Source organism: Catellatospora chokoriensis (assembly GCF_011297315.1).
Taxonomy (GTDB): domain Bacteria; phylum Actinomycetota; class Actinomycetes; order Mycobacteriales; family Micromonosporaceae; genus Catellatospora; species Catellatospora citrea.
In genome coordinates this window covers 247,092-263,988 of the sequence record NZ_JAAOTI010000012.1, presented here as the reverse complement: position 1 = coordinate 263,988, position 16,897 = coordinate 247,092, and the positions used below count along the sequence as shown (strand labels likewise).

General features: G+C 70.7%; 16 protein-coding genes and 1 pseudogene. 7 read left to right on the top strand and 10 right to left on the bottom strand.

All coding sequences use genetic code 11. The features are described 5' to 3' along the window. Nucleotides 1-27: 27 nt before the first annotated feature. From HAV39_RS20010 to HAV39_RS19990, 5 genes are all read right to left on the bottom strand, one after another. The gene (locus tag HAV39_RS20010) at nucleotides 28-822 is read right to left on the bottom strand and encodes a 2-keto-4-pentenoate hydratase (RefSeq protein WP_191840700.1); all 795 of its coding nucleotides are present in this window, start codon (nucleotides 820-822) and stop codon (nucleotides 28-30) included. 29 nt (nucleotides 823-851) lie between these two features. Continuing rightward, nucleotides 852-2,354 (bottom strand): 2-hydroxymuconic semialdehyde dehydrogenase, encoded by a 1,503-nt coding sequence (locus tag HAV39_RS20005; protein WP_373311867.1) that lies wholly within the window; start codon nucleotides 2,352-2,354, stop codon nucleotides 852-854. After that, a complete protein-coding gene (locus HAV39_RS20000; RefSeq protein ID WP_191840699.1) occupies nucleotides 2,351-3,715 on the bottom strand; it encodes an FAD-dependent oxidoreductase in 1,365 nt (454 codons plus the stop codon). The genes HAV39_RS20005 and HAV39_RS20000 overlap by 4 nt, the downstream gene beginning before the upstream one ends. After that, complete coding sequence (gene kynU, locus HAV39_RS19995; RefSeq protein WP_191840698.1) at nucleotides 3,712-5,028, bottom strand: kynureninase; 1,317 nt, start codon at nucleotides 5,026-5,028, stop codon at nucleotides 3,712-3,714. Before kynU ends, HAV39_RS20000 begins: the two co-directional genes overlap by 4 nt. An 88-nt stretch (nucleotides 5,029-5,116) precedes the next feature. Beyond that, nucleotides 5,117-6,007 carry a tryptophan 2,3-dioxygenase gene (locus HAV39_RS19990; protein ID WP_191840697.1) on the bottom strand — a complete coding sequence of 297 codons (891 nt, stop codon included), beginning with the start codon at nucleotides 6,005-6,007 and terminating at the stop codon, nucleotides 5,117-5,119. A 142-nt stretch (nucleotides 6,008-6,149) separates the two neighbouring features. Between HAV39_RS19990 and HAV39_RS19985 the strand changes: the two genes are divergently transcribed. From HAV39_RS19985 to HAV39_RS19975, 3 genes are all read left to right on the top strand, one after another. Continuing rightward, a complete protein-coding gene (locus HAV39_RS19985; protein WP_191840696.1) occupies nucleotides 6,150-6,584 on the top strand; it encodes an Lrp/AsnC family transcriptional regulator in 435 nt (144 codons plus the stop codon). A gap of 243 nt (nucleotides 6,585-6,827) precedes the next feature. Then, nucleotides 6,828-7,322, top strand: a complete 495-nt coding sequence (locus HAV39_RS19980; protein WP_191840695.1) for a hypothetical protein — start codon at nucleotides 6,828-6,830, stop codon at nucleotides 7,320-7,322. Between the two features lie 4 nt (nucleotides 7,323-7,326). Beyond that, nucleotides 7,327-7,944, top strand: a complete 618-nt coding sequence (locus HAV39_RS19975) for a class F sortase (RefSeq protein ID WP_191840694.1) — start codon at nucleotides 7,327-7,329, stop codon at nucleotides 7,942-7,944. Here HAV39_RS19975 and HAV39_RS19970 read toward each other — a convergent pair. Then, a pseudogene (locus HAV39_RS19970) lies at nucleotides 7,890-8,469 on the bottom strand (HNH endonuclease). The gene HAV39_RS19975 and the pseudogene HAV39_RS19970 sit on opposite strands and share 55 nt — an antisense overlap. Before the next feature lie 199 nt (nucleotides 8,470-8,668). On the opposite strand from HAV39_RS19970, the gene HAV39_RS19965 reads away from it, so the two are divergent. From HAV39_RS19965 to HAV39_RS19950, 4 genes are all read left to right on the top strand, one after another. Beyond that, entirely contained in the window at nucleotides 8,669-9,676 is a 1,008-nt protein-coding gene (locus tag HAV39_RS19965; RefSeq protein ID WP_191840693.1) for a mechanosensitive ion channel family protein, read from the top strand. Nucleotides 9,677-9,835: 159 nt separating this feature from the next. Continuing rightward, entirely contained in the window at nucleotides 9,836-11,161 is a 1,326-nt protein-coding gene (locus HAV39_RS19960; protein ID WP_244958835.1) for an MFS transporter, read from the top strand. Continuing rightward, nucleotides 11,139-11,588 (top strand): globin, encoded by a 450-nt coding sequence (locus HAV39_RS19955; RefSeq protein ID WP_155389625.1) that lies wholly within the window; start codon nucleotides 11,139-11,141, stop codon nucleotides 11,586-11,588. The genes HAV39_RS19960 and HAV39_RS19955 overlap by 23 nt, the downstream gene beginning before the upstream one ends. A 159-nt stretch (nucleotides 11,589-11,747) precedes the next feature. Continuing rightward, nucleotides 11,748-13,028: a delta-60 repeat domain-containing protein gene (locus HAV39_RS19950; protein ID WP_191840691.1), complete on the top strand. Its 1,281-nt coding sequence runs from the start codon at nucleotides 11,748-11,750 to the stop codon at nucleotides 13,026-13,028. Between the two features lie 191 nt (nucleotides 13,029-13,219). Here HAV39_RS19950 and HAV39_RS19945 read toward each other — a convergent pair whose 3' ends face one another. The 4 genes from HAV39_RS19945 to ettA form a co-directional block, all read right to left on the bottom strand. Further along, nucleotides 13,220-13,801, bottom strand: coding sequence for a type III secretion system chaperone family protein (locus HAV39_RS19945; protein ID WP_373311866.1), 582 nt, complete (start codon nucleotides 13,799-13,801; stop codon nucleotides 13,220-13,222). 159 nt (nucleotides 13,802-13,960) lie between these two features. Beyond that, nucleotides 13,961-14,590: a DUF8185 domain-containing protein gene (locus HAV39_RS19940; RefSeq protein WP_191840690.1), complete on the bottom strand. Its 630-nt coding sequence runs from the start codon at nucleotides 14,588-14,590 to the stop codon at nucleotides 13,961-13,963. Beyond that, on the bottom strand, nucleotides 14,575-14,976 hold the full coding sequence (locus HAV39_RS19935) for an acyl-CoA thioesterase (RefSeq protein WP_155389622.1): 402 nt from the start codon (nucleotides 14,974-14,976) through the stop codon (nucleotides 14,575-14,577). Before HAV39_RS19935 ends, HAV39_RS19940 begins: the two co-directional genes overlap by 16 nt. Before the next feature lie 78 nt (nucleotides 14,977-15,054). After that, nucleotides 15,055-16,731 carry an energy-dependent translational throttle protein EttA gene (gene ettA, locus HAV39_RS19930; RefSeq protein WP_191840689.1) on the bottom strand — a complete coding sequence of 559 codons (1,677 nt, stop codon included), beginning with the start codon at nucleotides 16,729-16,731 and terminating at the stop codon, nucleotides 15,055-15,057. Between the last annotated feature and the right edge of the window lie 166 nt (nucleotides 16,732-16,897).

Below are 16,897 nucleotides of genomic sequence, written 5' to 3'. Positions count from 1 at the left end.
ACGTCCTTAAGTTCATGATCAAACCGTTCATGCGGTGAAGCGTGTGCGGACGGAGCCGAGGTTGGAGATGCGGGCCTCGTAGGCGGCGCCGGGGGTGACCGGGACCATCGGGCCGAGGGCGCCGGAGAGGATCACGTCGCCCGCGTGCAGCGGGGTGCCTGCGGCGGCCATGGTCTGGGCGAGCCAGGCGACGGCGTGCAGGGGGTTGCCGAGGCAGGCCGCGCCCGCGCCGACGGAGACGGGTTCGCCCTCGTGTTCCAGGACCATGCCGCACAGGCGCAGGTCGACGGCCGACAGCGCCACCGGGCGGTTGCCGAGGACGAACATCGCGCTGGAGGCGTTGTCGGCGACCGTGTCCACGATGGAGATGTCCCAGTTCGCGATGCGCGAGCCGACGATCTCGATGGCGGGCAGCAGGCAGTCGGTCGCCCGGACCACGTCGGCCACGGTGACCTGGTCGTACGGCAGGTCCCGGCCAAGCACGAAGGCGACCTCCGCCTCGACCTTGGGCTGCAGGATGCGCGTCACGTCGACCTCTGCCCCGTCGAAGGCGGCCATGTCGGCGAACAGCACCCCGAAGTCGGGCTGGTCGACGCCGAGCTGCCGCTGCACGGCCGGGTTGGTCAGGCCGATCTTCGCGCCGACGACGCGCCGTCCGGCCGCGACCGCGTCGGCGGTCATCGCGCGCTGCACCGCGTACGCCGAGGCCACGTCCCCGACCGGCAGCAGCCGCTCGCGCAGCGGGGCGCACGGGGTGCGGGTCTCCTGCGCCTCGCGCAGCAGCCGCACCGCCTCGTCCAGCGTCTCCTTGCCGATGCTCATGCTCACCTCTCGTGTCGTGGCCGAGGCGGTCACGACAGGTCCACGCAGACGTTGGTCAGTTCGGAGTAGAAGGCCAGCGAGTGCACGCCGCCCTCGCGGCCCACGCCCGAGGCCTTCACCCCGCCGAACGGGGTGCGCAGGTCGCGCAGGAACCAGGTGTTCACCCAGACCAGCCCGGCGTCCAGGCGCGACCCGGCCCGGTGCGCCCGGCCCACGTCCCGCGTCCACACCGTGCTCGCCAGGCCGTACGCGCTGTCGTTGGCGAGCGCGTACGCCTCCTCCTCGTCGTCGAACGGCATCAGGCTGCACACCGGTCCGAAGATCTCCTCGCGGTTGACCCGCGCGTCCTGGGCCAGCCCGGTCAGCACCGTCGGCTGCACGTACGCGCCACCGTCGCGGGCGTCGCCGAAGCTCGGCACCCCACCGCCGGCCAGCACCGTCGCGCCCTCGGCACGGGCCAGGTCGTAGTAGCCGAGCACCTTGTCCCGGTGCTGCCGCGAGATCAGCGGCATGTTCACCGTCGCCTCCTCGTGCGGCCAGCCGAAGGCCAGCTCGGAGGCCTGCTTGGCGAGCCGGTCGGCGAACTCGTCGAAGATCGAACGGTGCACGTACAACCGCTCGGTGCACAGGCAGACCTGGCCGCCGTTGGTGAAGCTGGACCGCACCGAGCCGGCCACCGCCGCGTCCAGGTCGGCGTCCGGGAAGACCAATCCGGCGTTCTTGCCGCCCAGCTCGAACGAGACCGCCTTCACCCCGTCGGCCGCCGCGCGCATGATCGCGCTGCCGGTGGCCGACTCGCCGGTGAACGTGATCGCGTCCACGCCCGGGTGCTTGGTCAGGAACTCGCCCGCCGAGTCCGGGCCGAAGCCGTGGACCAGGTTGAACACGCCCTCGGGCACGCCCGCGGCGGCCATCACCTCGGCCAGCAGCGTGGCCGACGACGGGGTCTCCTCCGACGGCTTCACGATCACCGCGTTGCCGCAGGCCAGTGCCGGGGCGAGCTTCCAGGTGAGCAGCAGCAGCGGCAGGTTCCAGGGCACGATGATCGCGACCACGCCCACCGGCTTGCGTACCGCGTAGTTCAGTGCGCGGCCTCCGGCCGCCGTCGTGGTCATGAACGACTCGGTGGGCGCGGTCGCCACGATGTCGGCGAAGGCCCGGAAGTTGGCCGCGCCGCGCGGGATGTCGAGGGTACGCGCCTGCGAGATGCTCTTGCCGGTGTCCGCGACCTCGGCCGTGACCAGGTCGTCGAAGCGCCGCCCCAGCTCGTCGGCGACCCGGCGCAGCACCGCCGCGCGCTCACCCTCGCTCATCCGCCCCCACGGCCCGTGCAGGGCCGTGCGGGCGGCGGCAACGGCCGCGTCCACGGTCGACGCGTCCGCCTCGGCGACGTCGAAGATCTTCTCGCCGGTCACCGGCGACACCTTCGCGAACGTCTTGTCCGCCGAGACGAACGTCCCGCCGACGAAGTTGCGCAGCAGCCCCGGCGCACCGGCCGGACGGCCGGTCATCAGCATCGGATCCCAGTTCATGCCCCAGTGCCCTTCCGGAAGGCGAACGCGGCCAGCGCCCCGACGGCCAGCACCGCCGCGCCCGCCGCCGCGGCCAGCAGCCGCTGCTGACGGCGCACCCGCCGCTGGACCTGGGCGTACGGCGTGGTCGAGAACGACACCAGCTCGTAGCGTGACACGTACCGGCCGGGCAGCGCCCGCTCCAGCGCGTGCTCGACCTTCTTCTGCGCCTGGAACACCGGGGAGGCGACCTTGTCGCGCATCTCCACGAAGTTCTCCAGCGCCATCTGCGCGATGGCCTCGGTGTTGTCCCGGCGGCGCGCCTCGAACTCGGGCAGCGCCCGGTCCCAGTCGTCGCCGGTCTCGTCGAGGATGCGGTCCAGCTCGACGACGTCCTCGAAAGCGCAGTTCGCGCCCTGGCCGTAGAACGGCACGATGGCGTGCGCGGCGTCGCCGAGCAGGCCCACCCGGCCGTACGCGTGCCACGGGCTGCACCGCACCGTGCCCAGCACGCCCACCGGGTTGTGCAGGTAGTCGTCGACGAGGTCCGGGGCCAGCTCGATCACGTCCGGGTACACCTGCGCGAAGTGCTTCTCGATCGCGGCCGGGCTGCTCAGCGACGCGAACGCGTTGGTGCCGCCGGTCGGCCAGAACAGGGTGCAGGTGAAGGAGCGGTCGGGGTTCGGCAGCGCGATCATCATCGACGCGCCGCGCGGCCAGATGTGCAGCGCGCCCGGGTCCATCGCGAACTCGCCGTCGCGGGCCGGGATGGTCAGCTCCTTGTAGCCGTGCTCCAGGAAGTCCAGGCTCTCGGTCAGGCCGGTGTGGGCGAGCAGCTGCCCGCGCACCGCGGAGCTGAAGCCGTCGGTGCCGATGACCACGTCGGCCTGCGCCGTCTCCTCCCGCCCGTCGACCGCGAACGTCATCGCACCGGTCTTCGGGTCCAGACCGACCAGACGGTGTTCGAAGTGCGCGGTCACGTTCGGCAGCGCGGTGGCCGCCTCCAGCAGGGCGTTGTTCAGCGCGCCGCGGCTGATCGAGTTGATCGCCCGCTCGCCGTCGCTGCTGTAGGGCTGGAAGCCCGGCTCACCCTCGACCGGGTGGATCATCCGGCCGCGCATCGGCAGCGCGTCGGCCATCACCGAGCGGTCCAGGTCGATGCGGCGCAGCGCGTCCAGGCCCCGCTCGGACAGTGCCAGGTTGATGGAGCGGCCGCGCTCCACCTTGCCGGTGCGCGGGTCGGGGCGGCGCTCGTACATCGTCACGGTGTAGCCCCGGCGGGCCAGGTAGCAGGCCAGCAGGCTGCCCGCCAACCCCGCGCCGACCACGGCGACGTTCTTCGCGGCGGTCCCGGAATCGCCGGTCCTCGGCTCGGTGGTCATCGCTCCTCCTCCGGCGTCGCCGCCGCGCCCTGCCGGGGTGCGTCGGTCGGGAAGATCGCGGCGAGCGCTTGCGCCACCCGCCAGCAGTCGTGATAGGTCGAGTACAGCGGCACCGGCGCGAAGCGCACGATGTCGGGCTGGCGCGCGTCGGCGATCACGCCGTGCTCGTGGCGCAGCCGCCGGGCCAGCTCGTTCGCACCCAGATCGGTGGTGCGCACGGACAGCTGGCAACCCCGCCGCGCCGGGTCGCGCGGCGTGACCTGCTGCAACGGCCGTCCCGGCAGCACCTCGTCGAGCAGGCTCTCCAGGTATGCGGTCAGCCGCAGGCTGCGCTCGCGCAGCGCGTCCATACCGATCTTGTCGAACAGGTCGAGGGAGGTGCGCACCGGGCCCATCGCGAAGATCGGCGGGTTGGAGATCTGCCACGCCTCGACCGTGGCCGGCGGGCGCGAGGTCGGCGTCATCTCGAACCGCGTCGACGCCTCCGTGCTCCACCAGCCCTCGAAGCGGGGCAGGTCGGGGTCGCCCAGGTGCCGCTCGTGCACGAAGACGCCGCCCAGCGCGCCGGGGCCGGAGTTCAGGTACTTGTACGAGCACCAGGCCGCGAAGTCGACGTCCCACTCGTGCAGCCGCAGCGGCACGTTGCCCGCCGCGTGCGCGAGGTCCCAGCCGACGACCGCGCCCGCGGCCCGGCCCGCCGCGGTGATCGCGGGGATGTCCATCAGCTCACCGGTGAGGAAGTTGACCCCGCCGAGCATGACCAGGGCGACCGTGTCGCCCTCGGCGCGCAGGAACGCCAGCACGTCCTCGGTGCGCAGGGTGTCCTCCCCGGCGCGCGGGCGCAGGCGTACCACGGTGGTGTCGGGGTCCAGGCCGTGGAAGCGGGCCTGGCTGCGCACAGCGTAGCTGTCGGACGGGAACGCCACGTCCTCGATCACGATGCGGGTGCGCGCCCCCGCCGGCCGGTAGAACGACACCATCAGCAGGTGCAGGTTGACCGTCAGCGAGTTCATCACCACGGCCTCGGCGGGCAGCGCCCCCACCAGTCGCGCCGCCTGCTCGGTCAGCAACTCGTGGTACGGCAGCCAAGGCCGCGCAGCCTCCAGATGCCCCTCCACCCCGAGCCGCGCCCATGCGTCGAGATCGCCCAGGAGCTCGTCCCGGGTGGCCCGCGGCTGCAACCCGAGCGAGTTCCCGGCCATGTAGGCCGTCTCCGAATAGGCCCCACCCTCAGCCGGCGGGACCAGGAAGAGGTCCCGATGACCCGGGTCGGCCTGGTCCCGACGCCGCGCGCCTTCCTCAGTGAACGTCATACTGCTCTCGCTACCACTCTGCGTTGATCATGAACTTATGGACGTGATGGACGGCGTGTCGCCACCCCGGTGCCGTGATCACTGTGCCTCACATGGCGGTGCGGGCGGACCAGAGTTCGGGGAAGACGGTGCGGGACATGCTGCGCTGGAGCCAGGCGTAGCCGTTGGAGCCGCCGCTGCCGACCTTCGCGCCCATGGTGCGGGCCACGGCCTTGAGGTGCTTGTAGCGCCAGTCGTCGAAGCGCTCGGCGACGTCGGTCAGCGCCTCGCCGAGCAGGCGCAGGTGGTTGTCGGGGCTCTGGTCGGCATAGATGCGCACCCACGCCGCCTCGACGGCCGGGTGGGCCTCGTGCTCGGTCGCGAAGTCGCGGGTCAGCAGGTCGGCGGGGATGTCGAAGCCCTGGCGGGCGAGCAGCGCGATCACGTCGTCCCAGACGCTCGTGCCGTGCAGGGTCGCCAGCAGGTCGTGGTACACCTCGTCCTGGCGCTGGAACGGGCGGATCAGCGACGCCGTCTTCAGCCCGAGCAGGAACTCCAGGTGCCGGTACATCGCCGACTGGAAGCCCGAGCCCTCGCCGAGCAGGTTGCGGAAGCGGTTGAAGTCGGCGGGCGTCATCCAGTGCAGCGCGTTCCAGGCCGCGTTGAGCCCGTCCAGGTGCAGCGCGGTGCGCCGCAGCGGGGCGAGCGCGCCGTAGGCGTCGTCCTCGGCCAGCAGCCGCTGGGTCTCGCGCAGCTCGAATCGCACCAGCCCGAAGTACAGTTCCATCACCTGGCTGATCATGAGGAAGGACATCTCGCCCGGGTCCTTGCTCAGCGTCTGCTGCAGCGTGTGCAGGGTGCTCGCGTGCACGTACGCGTCATACGGCGTGCGCTGCGCGAACTCCAGGGTCGGCTCCCCGCCGTTGGCTTCGGCGCGCTCGGCGCGCTCGGCCGCGGTCGCGGGGCGTACGGCGGCGGTCGTCGTCGATGGAGCGGTCACGCGTTCCTCCGGGTGCTCTGGTCAACGTCATGATGTCTCCGTGAGGCCTCCGGACGGAATGCCGAATCAACGGCGCTCGGGGCGATCCGCTTAACGTTCATACTGGGGTCGGGGCGTTTCGTTTACGAAGGGAAAGCGGGTCGTGGACGACATGGATTGGGCGCTGCTGCGCGAGCTGCAGGAGGACGCCCGGCTGTCCTTCAGCGAGCTGTCCCGGCGGGTGCACCTGTCCCCGCCGGCGGTCGCCGAGCGGGTGCGGCGGCTGGAGGAGTCGGGTGTGATCACCGGCTACCGGGCGCACGTGGACCTGACCGCGGCGGGCCGCCCGGTCGTCGCGATGATCCAGATGTCCTGCTACGGCCCGGGCTGCGTGCTGCGGGATCCGGCGGTGCCGGAGTGGCCGGAGATCCTGGAGATCCACCGCATCACCGGCGACGCGTGCAGCGTCCTCAAGGTCGCCGCGACCTCCATGGACGCCTTCGAGGCCCTCATCGACCGGCTCGCCCCCCACGGCCGCCCCTCAAGCACCCTCATCCTCTCCACCCCCCTCGCCTGGCGCCCCCTCACCCCACCCTGACGAGCCGGTGCGTGAGCGCACCATGATCGTTCGGCTTGCCAGGCAAGTGGGCGAATGGACGGTCAAGATACGCACAGGTGCCAGGCATGTCGGATGACCTTGGAGCCGCGAGGCGGGGGCAGCGCGTGATGGCGTCCGGTTCGGGCCTTTTTTCATGTTTCTGGGCGTGGTGGGTTGGGGATGGGTGAGAGGATTTGGTATAGCCCGGGGGGATCGGGTGGTGATGAGTGATTTGGGGGAAACATGCGGTCTGCTCTCCGGGTGGCGGCCGGTGCCGTGGCGCTGGTCGTGGCGGCGCTCACCGCGCCGGCGCCCGCGCACGCCGAGGGTGTCTTCGTCGAGGTCAACCCGAGCACCATCCAGGCCGGCTTCCAGGTCGCCATCCGCGCCAGCTGCGGCGACGCGCTGAACAACGCGAAGGTGCACTCCGAGGCGTTCGGCACGGTCACCGTGGAGCCGGTCAACGTGTACCTGATCGCGGCGGCCACGGTGCCCGAGAACAAGAAGGCCGGCGGCTACAACGTGAAGCTGACCTGCCCGAGCCGGCAGACCGCCACCACCACGCTGTGGGTGGTCAACCACGACAGCCCGAGCCGCGGCCCGAACACGGGCGGCGGCGCGCTGGCCGGCGACGGTGGGGCGACGCTGATCGGCGCCGGCGCCACGGCGATGGGCCTGGGCCTGGGCGTGCTGCTGCTGTCGCGACGGCGCGGGCGCAGCCCGCTGACCCCCGCCTGACGCCGTGCTGCGCCGTCTGCGCGGCCCGCTGGCCGCGGTGCTGCTGCTGGTCGGGCTGTTCAGCGTCGGCATCGGGCTGGGCAAAGCCAACGGCTACTCGTTCGCCGAGCTGTTCCGGGGGCCGGGCAAGGCTCCGCCGGGCGAGTTCCCGGTGCTCGGCCCGAGCCGCCCGCTGCGGATCCAGATTCCCGCGATCAAGGTCAAGGCGTACATCCACGGCGTGGGCCTGGACTCCCGCGGCGCGATCGACACGCCGTCGCTGCTGCTGCGCAACGAGGCCGGCTGGTTCGACGACGGGCCCTCCCCCGGCCAGTACGGACCGGCGATCATCGTCGGGCACGTGGACACCAAGGACTCCCCCGGCGTCTTCCACCGCCTCGACGAGCTGAAGCCCGGCGCGAAGATCGAGATCACGCGCCGGGACAACAAGGTCACCGTGTTCGAGGTCAACACCGTCGAGCGGTTCAGCAAGCAGAGCCTGCCCGTCGACCGGATCTACCACGACTACACCCGGCCCGGGCTGCGGCTGATCACCTGCGGGGGGCGCTGGGTGGGCGGCGAGCTGGGCTACGCCGACAACATCGTGGTGTTCGCGAGCCTGGTCAGCACGCACCGGGCCTGAGCCTCAGGCGGCCGTCTCCAGCCACTGCGCCCAGCGCGGGTCCGGGGTGCGGTGGCCGAGCACCCGCCAGATCGCGCCGTGCGGCACCGTCGGCTTCATGGGAAGACGCCAGCCGAGATCGGCCAGCGTCTTGTCGCCCTTGTGGTGGTTGCAGCGCGCGCAGGCCGCGACCACGTTGTCCCAGGCGTGCTGCCCGCCCTTGGACCGCGGGTGCACGTGGTCGATCGTCTCGGCCGGACCCTGGCAGTAGACGCAGCGCCCGCCGTCGCGCGCGAATATGGCGCGCCGGGACAGGCCGACCTGGGAGCGGTACGGCACCCGGACGTATCGGGTGAGCTTGGCCACCAGCGGGACGGGCACCCGGTGGCGCGAACTGTGCAGCACCCCGTCGCCGTCGGCGACGCAGACGGCCTTGCCCGAGAGAATGAGAATGGCGGCCCGGCGCACGGACACGACACACAGCGGTTCGTAGGTCGCGTTGAGGAGCAACGCGGCGGAGGCGGCTGTGCGTCGTATGTCAGGCATCGGTCTCACCCTCCGGCGGCCAGTCACGTCATCGCGTCATTGTGACCATCGTCCCCGATTGATCTGGTGAATGCACCTACAATTTGCGGCGGTCTCATGAATTCTCAGCTGCGCTATGCCCTGCTCATTGGCATATGCGAGGAAAATCCCCCCGAGCCCGCCCGCACCGCCGACCGACCGATGAGGTAGCTAGTTAGCCATGCCGTTGAGCCTTCTCGCCCCCGACCCGGCCACGCCGTGCACCGACACCGACCAGATCTGCCAGTGGCTGTACAACGTCACCGACTCCGAGTGGCTGGCCGACGGCGGCTATTACCTGCTCATCAAACCGATCCGCATCATCGTCATCATTGTCGTCGCGCTGATCGCCCGCGCGCTGCTGAACCACACGATCAACAAGATCGTGGCACGTACCGCCCAGGGCAAGGTGCCGACCATGCTGCGCCCGATCCGGGAGAAGGTGCCGGTCTCGGTCCTGAACGCCGGGAGCATGTTCCCCGAGCGCCGGCGCCAGCGCGCGGAGGCCATCGGCTCGGTGCTCAAGAGCATGGTCACCGTCGGCGTCTTCTCGGTCGCCTTCCTGATCGTGCTCAGTGAGTTCGACATCAACGTCGGGCCGCTCATCGCCAGCCTCGGCATCGTCGGCGTGGCCCTGGGCTTCGGCGCGCAGTCGCTGGTCAAGGACTTGATAGCGGGCCTGTTCATGCTGCTGGAGGACCAGTACGGCGTCGGCGACGTGATCGACACCGGCGAGGCCGTCGGCGTGGTCGAGTCGGTCGGCCTGCGCACCGTCACCATCCGCGACGGCCGCGGCGTCATCTGGTACGTGCGCAACGGTGAGATCATCCGCATCGGCAACAAGAGCCAGGGCTGGGCCACCGTCATGATCGACGTGCCGATCGGCTTCGTCGGCGTGGAGGAGGCGACGTCGGTGCTGCGCGAGGCGGTCGACGCCTTCGCGCACGATCCCGAGTGGTCCGCCGACTTCGTGGAGCCGCCGCAAGTGCTGGGTGTCGAGAACATCAGCGTGGACGGCGCGGTGATCCGCACCGTGTGCAAGACCTCTGCCGACCGGCAGTGGGACCTGCAGCGGGAGATGCGCCGCCGGCTCACCGAGGCGCTCGAGGCCTCGGGCATCGCGGCGCAGATGCAGGCGTCCCGCGCGCTGCGGGCGTCGGTGCCCGCCGAGGAGCCGCCCACCGCCTGACCGGACAGCGTGGCATCAGCCGTAGAGGCTAGCGCTTTATCCACCGATCGGGCAGAATCAACCGACGACATCCCTTCTGGGACGGTCATTCGGCGTGACTCTGCGACAGGATGGCGGTCCTCGACACCAATGTCGTGATCGATGGAGGACCATCCGGTGGTGCACCACCCCGCTCGCACCAACACACCCCCGCCGAACGAACCGCCCGGCTCGCAACCCGAGCACCGCGCGACCTTCGGTGAGGTGCTCGCCATCCGCGAGTACCGGGGCATGCTCGGTGCCAGCGTGCTGTCCTGGATCGGCGACTACCTGGCCAAGGCCGCGGTCACCACGCTGGTCTACGAGCAGACGCAGTCGGCGGGCATGGCCGCGGCCACCTTCGCGATCAGCTTCGCGCCGTGGGTGCTGCTGGGGCCCATGCTGGCCGCGGTCGCCGAGCGGTATCCGTACCGCTCGGTCATGATCATCAGTGATCTGGCCCGGATGGTGCTCATCGCGCTGGTCGCGGTGCCCGGCCTGCCGATCCCGGTCCTGCTCGGCCTGCTCTTCCTCACCGCCCTGGGCAACCCGCCCTACGAGGCCGCCCGCTCGGCGCTCTATCCGGCCATCCTCACCGGCGACCGCCTGGTGGTGGGCATCTCGCTGAACATGAGCGCCGGCCAGGCCGCCCAGATCGGCGGCTACCTCGCCGGCGGTGTGCTGGCCGCCCTGAACCCGCGCATGTCGCTGCTGCTCGACGCGGGCACCTTCGCCGCCTCGGCGCTGCTGCTCACCCTGGTGGTGCGGCACCGGCCCGCGGTGGCCAACCCGAGCGCACGGCGCAATCTGGTCCGGGAGACCGTGGAGGGCTTCCGGGTGGTCTTCGGGATCCCCGCGCTGCGCGCCATCGCCGTGCTCGTGTTCAGCGTGACCCTGTTCGCGATCGTGCCGGAGGGCCTCGCCGCCGTCTGGGCTCACCACCTGACGCCGGGCGAGGACGCCGGGCGCGGCTTCGCGCAAGGCATGATCATGCTCGCCAACCCGGCCGGTTACGTGCTGGGCGGCATCGTGGTCGGCCGGTTCATGGCACCGCACGTGCGCCGGTCGCTGATCCGGCCGCTGGCCCTGCTCACCCCGATCATGCTGGTGCCCGCGCTGCTCAACCCGTCGCTGGCCGCCGTGTGCCTGATGGCGGCGGCCTGCGGCTTCTGCCTGGCCGGCATGCTGCCCGCCATCAACGGGCTCTTCGTGCAGGCACTGCCGAACGTCTACCGGGCCCGCGCGTTCGGCGTGATGCAGGGCGGTGTGCAGATCATGCAGGGCGGCGCGGTGCTGATCACCGGGATGCTGGCCAGCCACTGGCCGCTGCACCAGGTCATCGGCCTGTGGAGCGTAGCCGGGGTGGTGCTGGTGCTGGTGGCGCTCAGCGCCTGGCCGCCGCACGAGCGGTTCACCGCGGCCATCGAGCGCGCCCGGCGGCTCAATGAGGCTCCGGTCGCCGGGTAGCCTAGGGCTGGTGAGTGACCAGCCCGCCGCCCCCGCGTCGACCGCCCTGCCGACTCCGAACTACTTCGAGCTGCTCGGCGGTGAGGACGCCTTCCGACTGCTCGTGGACGAGTTCTACGCCGGGGTCGCCACCGACCCGGTGATGCGCCCGATGTACCCGGAGGAAGACCTCGGCCCGGCCAACGAGCGGCTGCGCCTCTTCCTTATCCAGTACTGGGGCGGTCCGAACACCTACTCGCAGGAGCGGGGGCACCCGCGGCTGCGGATGCGCCACGCCCCCTTCGTCATCGGCACCGTCGAGCGCGACGCCTGGCTGCGCCACATGCGCCACGCCGTCGACACCCTCGAACTCAGCCCCGAGCTGGACAAGATGCTGTGGGACTACCTGGAGCGGGCGGCGTTCTTCATGGTCAATGCGGAGCACTAGGCCATGAAGCAACAGCTCAGCATGGTGAACGCCGACCACTGAGCAGTTCCGAGTGACCTTGGGCACCCTTCTCGACTGACCGGCCGAGCAGGGTGCCCTTCCTTTCGGTCGCCTCGTTAACCAGGGGAGGAATGCCCGGATTTACGAGGAGACGCCCTGATGCGCCATCGCGTGGTATCGCTGGCCGCCCTGGCCGCGATGGCCCTGCCCGCCGCCGTGTGGGCTGCCCAACCGCAGGCCCCGGCCGAGAACCTGAAACCGCGCGACGTGCGCACCGTGGCCGAGGATCCCGCCGACTGGACGCCGCACATCCTCGACGGCGAGGTGCACGCGCTGGCGGTGGTCGGCGAGGTCGTGGTAGTCGGCGGAGACTTCACCAGGGTGAGCGACAACCTGGGCACCGAGGAGTACGAGCGCGAGCACCTGTTCGCCTTCGACCTGCACACCGGCGCCGTGCTCGACTTCGCGCCGGAGGTGGACGGCATGGTCTACTCGCTGACCCCCGGCCCGGACAACTCGGTGTTCGTCGGCGGCGCGTTCGAGGAGATCGACGAGCAGGACCAGAGGGGACTCGCCCGGCTCGACCTGGCCACCGGCGAGCTGGTAGAGGGCTTCGACGCCTCGATCAACTGGGGCGACGTACGCGGCCTGTCCGTCTCCGACGGGTGGCTGTACCTCGGCGGCTCGTTCACCGCGGTCAACGACGTGCCGCGGCGCGGGCTGGCCCGGCTCGACGTGCTCACCGGCGAGGTGGACCCGGCGTTCGACGCGCGGCTGGACGCCCCGGAGATCGGCCGGGTGAAGGTCGAGGACATCGCGATCTCGCCGTCCGGCGACCGGCTGCTGGCGATCGGCGCCTTCACCCGGGTCGGCTCGGCCCGCCGGGTGCAGGCCGCGATGTTCGACCTGACCGGCAACCCGTCAAAGGCCGCCAACTGGTCGACCGACGCGTACGTCCCGCTGTGCCGGGAGGGCTTCGACACCTACATGCGCGCGGCCGACTTCTCCCCCGACGGCGATTACTTCGTCATCGTGACGACCGGCCGGCTCAGCGGCTACGAGATCAACTGTGACACCGCGGCCCGGTTCGAGACCTACGCCACCGGCAAGGTCCGTCCCACCTGGGTCAACCACACCGGCGGCGACTCGCTGTACGCCGTCGAGATCGTCGGCGGCGCCGTCTACGTGGGCGGGCACCAGCGCTGGCTGGACAACCCCTACGGCATGGAGTCGGCCGGACCGGGTGCGGTGGAACGCCCCGGTGTGGCGGCGATCAACCCGGTCACCGGGATGGCCCTGGCCTGGAACCCGACCCGCACCCGCGGCGTCGGCGTGCGCGCGTTCGCCACCACGCCGCTGGGCCTGCTGGTCGGCTCGGACACCGACGAGCTCGGCCGGGAGTACCACGGCCGGATCGGCCTGTTCCCCCGCCTGGACTGACGCGGCTCCCACAGGAGCCCGTCGGAGCGGCCGCTCGGTGTACGGCCGCAGCGCGGCGTAGGCCGTACACCGATTGAGGCCGCGGAGCGGGCTCCGCATGACGCAGACAGATCAGCCGCCTGCCCGGGTGTACGAGACCCGGACAGGCGGCTGTCGCCGTCAGAGGGCCCTGCGGCGGCGGAGAGACGTCTTCAGAGCAGCAGGCCGCCGTCGCTGTGCATCCAGTCCACGAAGGTGGTGGAGACCGAGGCGGCGCAGTCGAGAAGCTCCATCAGCAGCGCGTCGTGCACGCCGGAGCGCAGGGGCACCTGCCACTCGGCGTAGATCGGCAGCTGGCCGCGCTCGGTCGGGTCGCCCACGTAGGCCTTGGCGAAGCGGCGGGTGTGGTTCCACTCGTTGACCGCGCGGTAGGCGAGGTCGGCCAGCTCCGGCGGCACGGTGGCGTGCGGGCGGGCCCGGATCACCAGGATCTCGTCGTCCGGCCCCTCGACCGCGAACAGCAGGGCGTGCCGCTCCCAGAGCGCCAGCAGGCTCTCCTCGCCGTCGGAGAGGTAGCGGATGTCGAGCAGGTCGAGGGTGGCGGCGATGCGGCGCAGGTTGACCTGTGGTGTCTCGGCCGGCGCCAGGGTCGTCGGCGCCGGCGGCAGGCTGTCCATCATGGACAGGTCGTCCGGCACCTCGAAGAGGCTGCGCTGTTGCGGGACCGTGCGCGAGCGCGCCGTCCCCGCCGTCGACTGACCCACCCGCAAGCGTTGCCACGAAAACCACGCCATGCCCATGCTCCTGTCCGACCGTAGCCTGAAGCCGACAGATCAATGCTGAGGGAGATTGCTTGCCTACCCTCAGTTCCATCCCCGGCGAGGAGGCTACCCGGACAGCCGTCTTTCGTCATCCCCTTACCGGCGGTCCCAGGCTGAACAGACGATGTCCGATCAGCCGATCGACCGACTGGCAATCGGCCGTACGGACAACACGGGCGTCCGGAACCAAGCAGTGCCAAAGGAACCGGCGAGTCCGGTCCACGTCCCCGCGGTGACCACGGTGACGTCCTCGGCTCCGAGGAAGCCCATCCGCACCAAGCCTTGCACGAGCCGCTGCGGCACGGCGAACGCCACGCCGTCCACATCGGACGTTCCGCTCACCACGACGTGGTCCAGGAGCGCGTCGCGCAGCACCCGCTGCCCGACCGCGCGGCCCTTCAGCCCGGTGGTCCCGACGTCGCGCAGCGCCTGCGCGGCGGCCGCGGCCACGTCGCCGACCACCGACGCGGGCAGCCGCTCGACCGCCCGGGCGGTCGCCGGGGGCAGCGCGCCGCGCCACCGGTCGTCCAGCGCCGGCGGGTCCGCGGCGCCTTCCAGCAGCGCCGCCGCCGCGGCCACCCGGTCACGGTCGACGCTGCCGGCGACGGTGCGGGTGACGAGCACGCCCCACGGCAGCGTGGCCCACAGCGCCACCCGGCCCGGCCCGGCCGGGCACAGCCGCACCAGGGTCGCCGGGTCGAGCCGCAGCAGCCGGCGCAGGAACACCGCCGCGTCGGCGCGCTCGGTCAGGTCGACAGCCATGGCTTCAGGAAACTCTGCTCGGCCTCGCTCATCCGGCGCGGCCGCTGCCGGTCCAGGTCGTACGGCACCAGCACGGAACGGGCCCGGCTGGCCAGCAGGTCACCGTCGAACAGCTCGTAGCAGACGGTGAACCGGGACGGCTTGAGGTCTTCGATCCACAGTTCGATGCGCACCGGGTCGCCATAGTCGACCGGCCGCAGGTAGTCCACCTCGTGCCGGGACACCACGATGCCCTCCTCGAAGGAGGTCACCCCGGCCTCCCGGGCGCCGACGAACATCATCGCGACGCGGGCCTCCTCGTACAGGGTGAGGAAACGCGCGTTGTTGACGTGGCCGTACGCGTCAAGATCAGACCACCGCAGCGCGCAGTGGTAGGTGAATCTCATGGTTCTCCCACTCGCCTTGATCGTTCGGCCTGCCGGTCGCTCGCGCGACCGGCAGGCCGGTGGATCATGAGATCCGGATCAGTCGCGCGTCAGCCTGCGGTGGGTGACCCGGTGCGGGCGGGCGGCCTCGACACCCAGGCGCTCGATCTTGTTCTTCTCGTACGACTCGAAGTTGCCCTCGAACCAGAACCACTTCGACTCGTTCTCCTCGGTGCCCTCCCACGCCAGGATGTGGGTGGCCACGCGGTCGAGGAACATCCGGTCGTGGGAGATGACCACGGCGCAGCCCGGGAACTCCAGCAGCGCGTTCTCCAGGCTGGACAGCGTCTCCACGTCCAGGTCGTTGGTCGGCTCGTCGAGCAGCAGCACGTTGCCGCCGATCTTGAGCGTGAGCGCCAGGTTGAGGCGGTTGCGCTCACCACCGGACAGCACGTTGACCGGCTTCTGCTGGTCCGGCCCCTTGAAGCCGAAGGCGGCCACGTACGCCCGCGAGGGCATCTCGACCTTGCCGACCATCAGGTAGTCCAGGCCGTCGGAGACGACCTCCCAGACGGTCTGGGCGCTGTCCAGGCCGGCCCGGTTCTGGTCGACGTAGGACAGGGTCACCGTCTCGCCGACCTTGACCGCGCCGTCGTCCGGCTTCTCGATGCCGACGATGGTCTTGAACAGGGTGGTCTTGCCGACGCCGTTCGGGCCGATGATGCCGACGATGCCGTTGCGCGGCAGCGAGAACGACAGGTTGTCGATCAGCACCCGCTCGCCGAAGCCCTTGACCAGGTCCTTGGCCTCGATGACCGTGCTGCCCAGGCGCGGGCCCGGCGGGATCTGGATCTCCTCGAAGTCCAGCTTGCGGGTCTTCTCGGCCTCGGACGCCATCTCCTCGTACCGGTCCAGACGGGCCCGGGACTTGGTCTGGCGCGCCTTGGCGTTGGAGCGCACCCACTCCAGCTCCTCGGACAGCCGCTTGCGCATCTTGGCGTCCTTGCGGCCCTCGATCGACAGACGCGCCGCCTTCTTCTCCAGGTAGGTGGAGTAGTTGCCCTCGTAGGGGTAGGCGCGCCCGCGGTCGAGCTCCAGGATCCACTGGGCCACGTTGTCCAGGAAGTACCGGTCGTGGGTGATCGCGATCACCGTGCCGGGGTACTTCGCCAGGTGCTGCTCCAGCCAGAGCACGCTCTCGGCGTCCAGGTGGTTGGTGGGCTCGTCGAGCAGCAGCAGGTCGGGCTGCTCCAGCAGCACCTTGCACAGCGCCACGCGGCGCTTCTCGCCACCGGACAGCGGGCCGACCGGCAGGTCGGGCTCCGGGCAGCGCAGCGCGTCCATGGCCTGCTCGAGCTTGGAGTCGAGGTCCCACGCGTCACTGTGGTCCAGCTCCTCCTGGAGCCGGCCCATCTCGTCCATGAGCTCGTCGGAGTAGTCGGTCGCCATCAGCTCGGCGATCTCGTTGAACCGCGCGAGTTTGGCCTTGGTGTCGGCGACGGCGAGCTCGATGTTCTGCAGCACGGTCAGCGACTCGTCCAGCCGGGGCTCCTGAGCCACCATGCCGACGGTGTAGCCGGGCATGAGCCGGGCCTCGCCGTTGCTGGGGATGTCCTGGCCGGACATGATCCGCAGAAGGCTCGACTTACCCGCGCCGTTCGGGCCGACCACGCCGATCTTGGCACCCGGCAGGAAGTTGAGCGTGACGTTGTCGAGCACAACCTTGTCGCCGTGCGCCTTGCGTGCCTTCTCGAGCGTGTATATGAACTGGGCCACGGTCGGGCCAACCCCCTTCAGACAGTCTTCGTGTCAATACTCCCAGGTGGCCCTGCGGCCTGAGACATGGGGCCGTGTGAGCCGGCTCGCCCGCCCCCGGGACGTGCGCCGACCCGGACATCGGGTTTCGCAGGGCACGAGGCGGGCATCACGCAGCGGGTTGTGA

What these genes read in the sequence shown, in the direction of transcription:
- HAV39_RS20010 (WP_191840700.1), bottom strand. Translation starts at nt 822, where the DNA reads ATGAGCATCGGCAAGGAGACGCTGGACGAGGCGGTGCGGCTGCTGCGC.
- HAV39_RS20005 (WP_373311867.1), bottom strand. Translation starts at nt 2,354, where the DNA reads ATGAACTGGGATCCGATGCTGATGACCGGCCGTCCGGCCGGTGCGCCG.
- HAV39_RS20000 (WP_191840699.1), bottom strand. Translation starts at nt 3,715, where the DNA reads ATGACCACCGAGCCGAGGACCGGCGATTCCGGGACCGCCGCGAAGAAC.
- kynU (WP_191840698.1), bottom strand. Translation starts at nt 5,028, where the DNA reads ATGACGTTCACTGAGGAAGGCGCGCGGCGTCGGGACCAGGCCGACCCG.
- HAV39_RS19980 (WP_191840695.1), top strand. Translation starts at nt 6,828, where the DNA reads ATGCGGTCTGCTCTCCGGGTGGCGGCCGGTGCCGTGGCGCTGGTCGTG.
- HAV39_RS19965 (WP_191840693.1), top strand. Translation starts at nt 8,669, where the DNA reads ATGCCGTTGAGCCTTCTCGCCCCCGACCCGGCCACGCCGTGCACCGAC.
- HAV39_RS19955 (WP_155389625.1), top strand. Translation starts at nt 11,139, where the DNA reads ATGAGGCTCCGGTCGCCGGGTAGCCTAGGGCTGGTGAGTGACCAGCCC.
- HAV39_RS19950 (WP_191840691.1), top strand. Translation starts at nt 11,748, where the DNA reads ATGCGCCATCGCGTGGTATCGCTGGCCGCCCTGGCCGCGATGGCCCTG.
- HAV39_RS19945 (WP_373311866.1), bottom strand. Translation starts at nt 13,801, where the DNA reads ATGGCGTGGTTTTCGTGGCAACGCTTGCGGGTGGGTCAGTCGACGGCG.
- HAV39_RS19940 (WP_191840690.1), bottom strand. Translation starts at nt 14,590, where the DNA reads ATGGCTGTCGACCTGACCGAGCGCGCCGACGCGGCGGTGTTCCTGCGC.
- HAV39_RS19935 (WP_155389622.1), bottom strand. Translation starts at nt 14,976, where the DNA reads ATGAGATTCACCTACCACTGCGCGCTGCGGTGGTCTGATCTTGACGCG.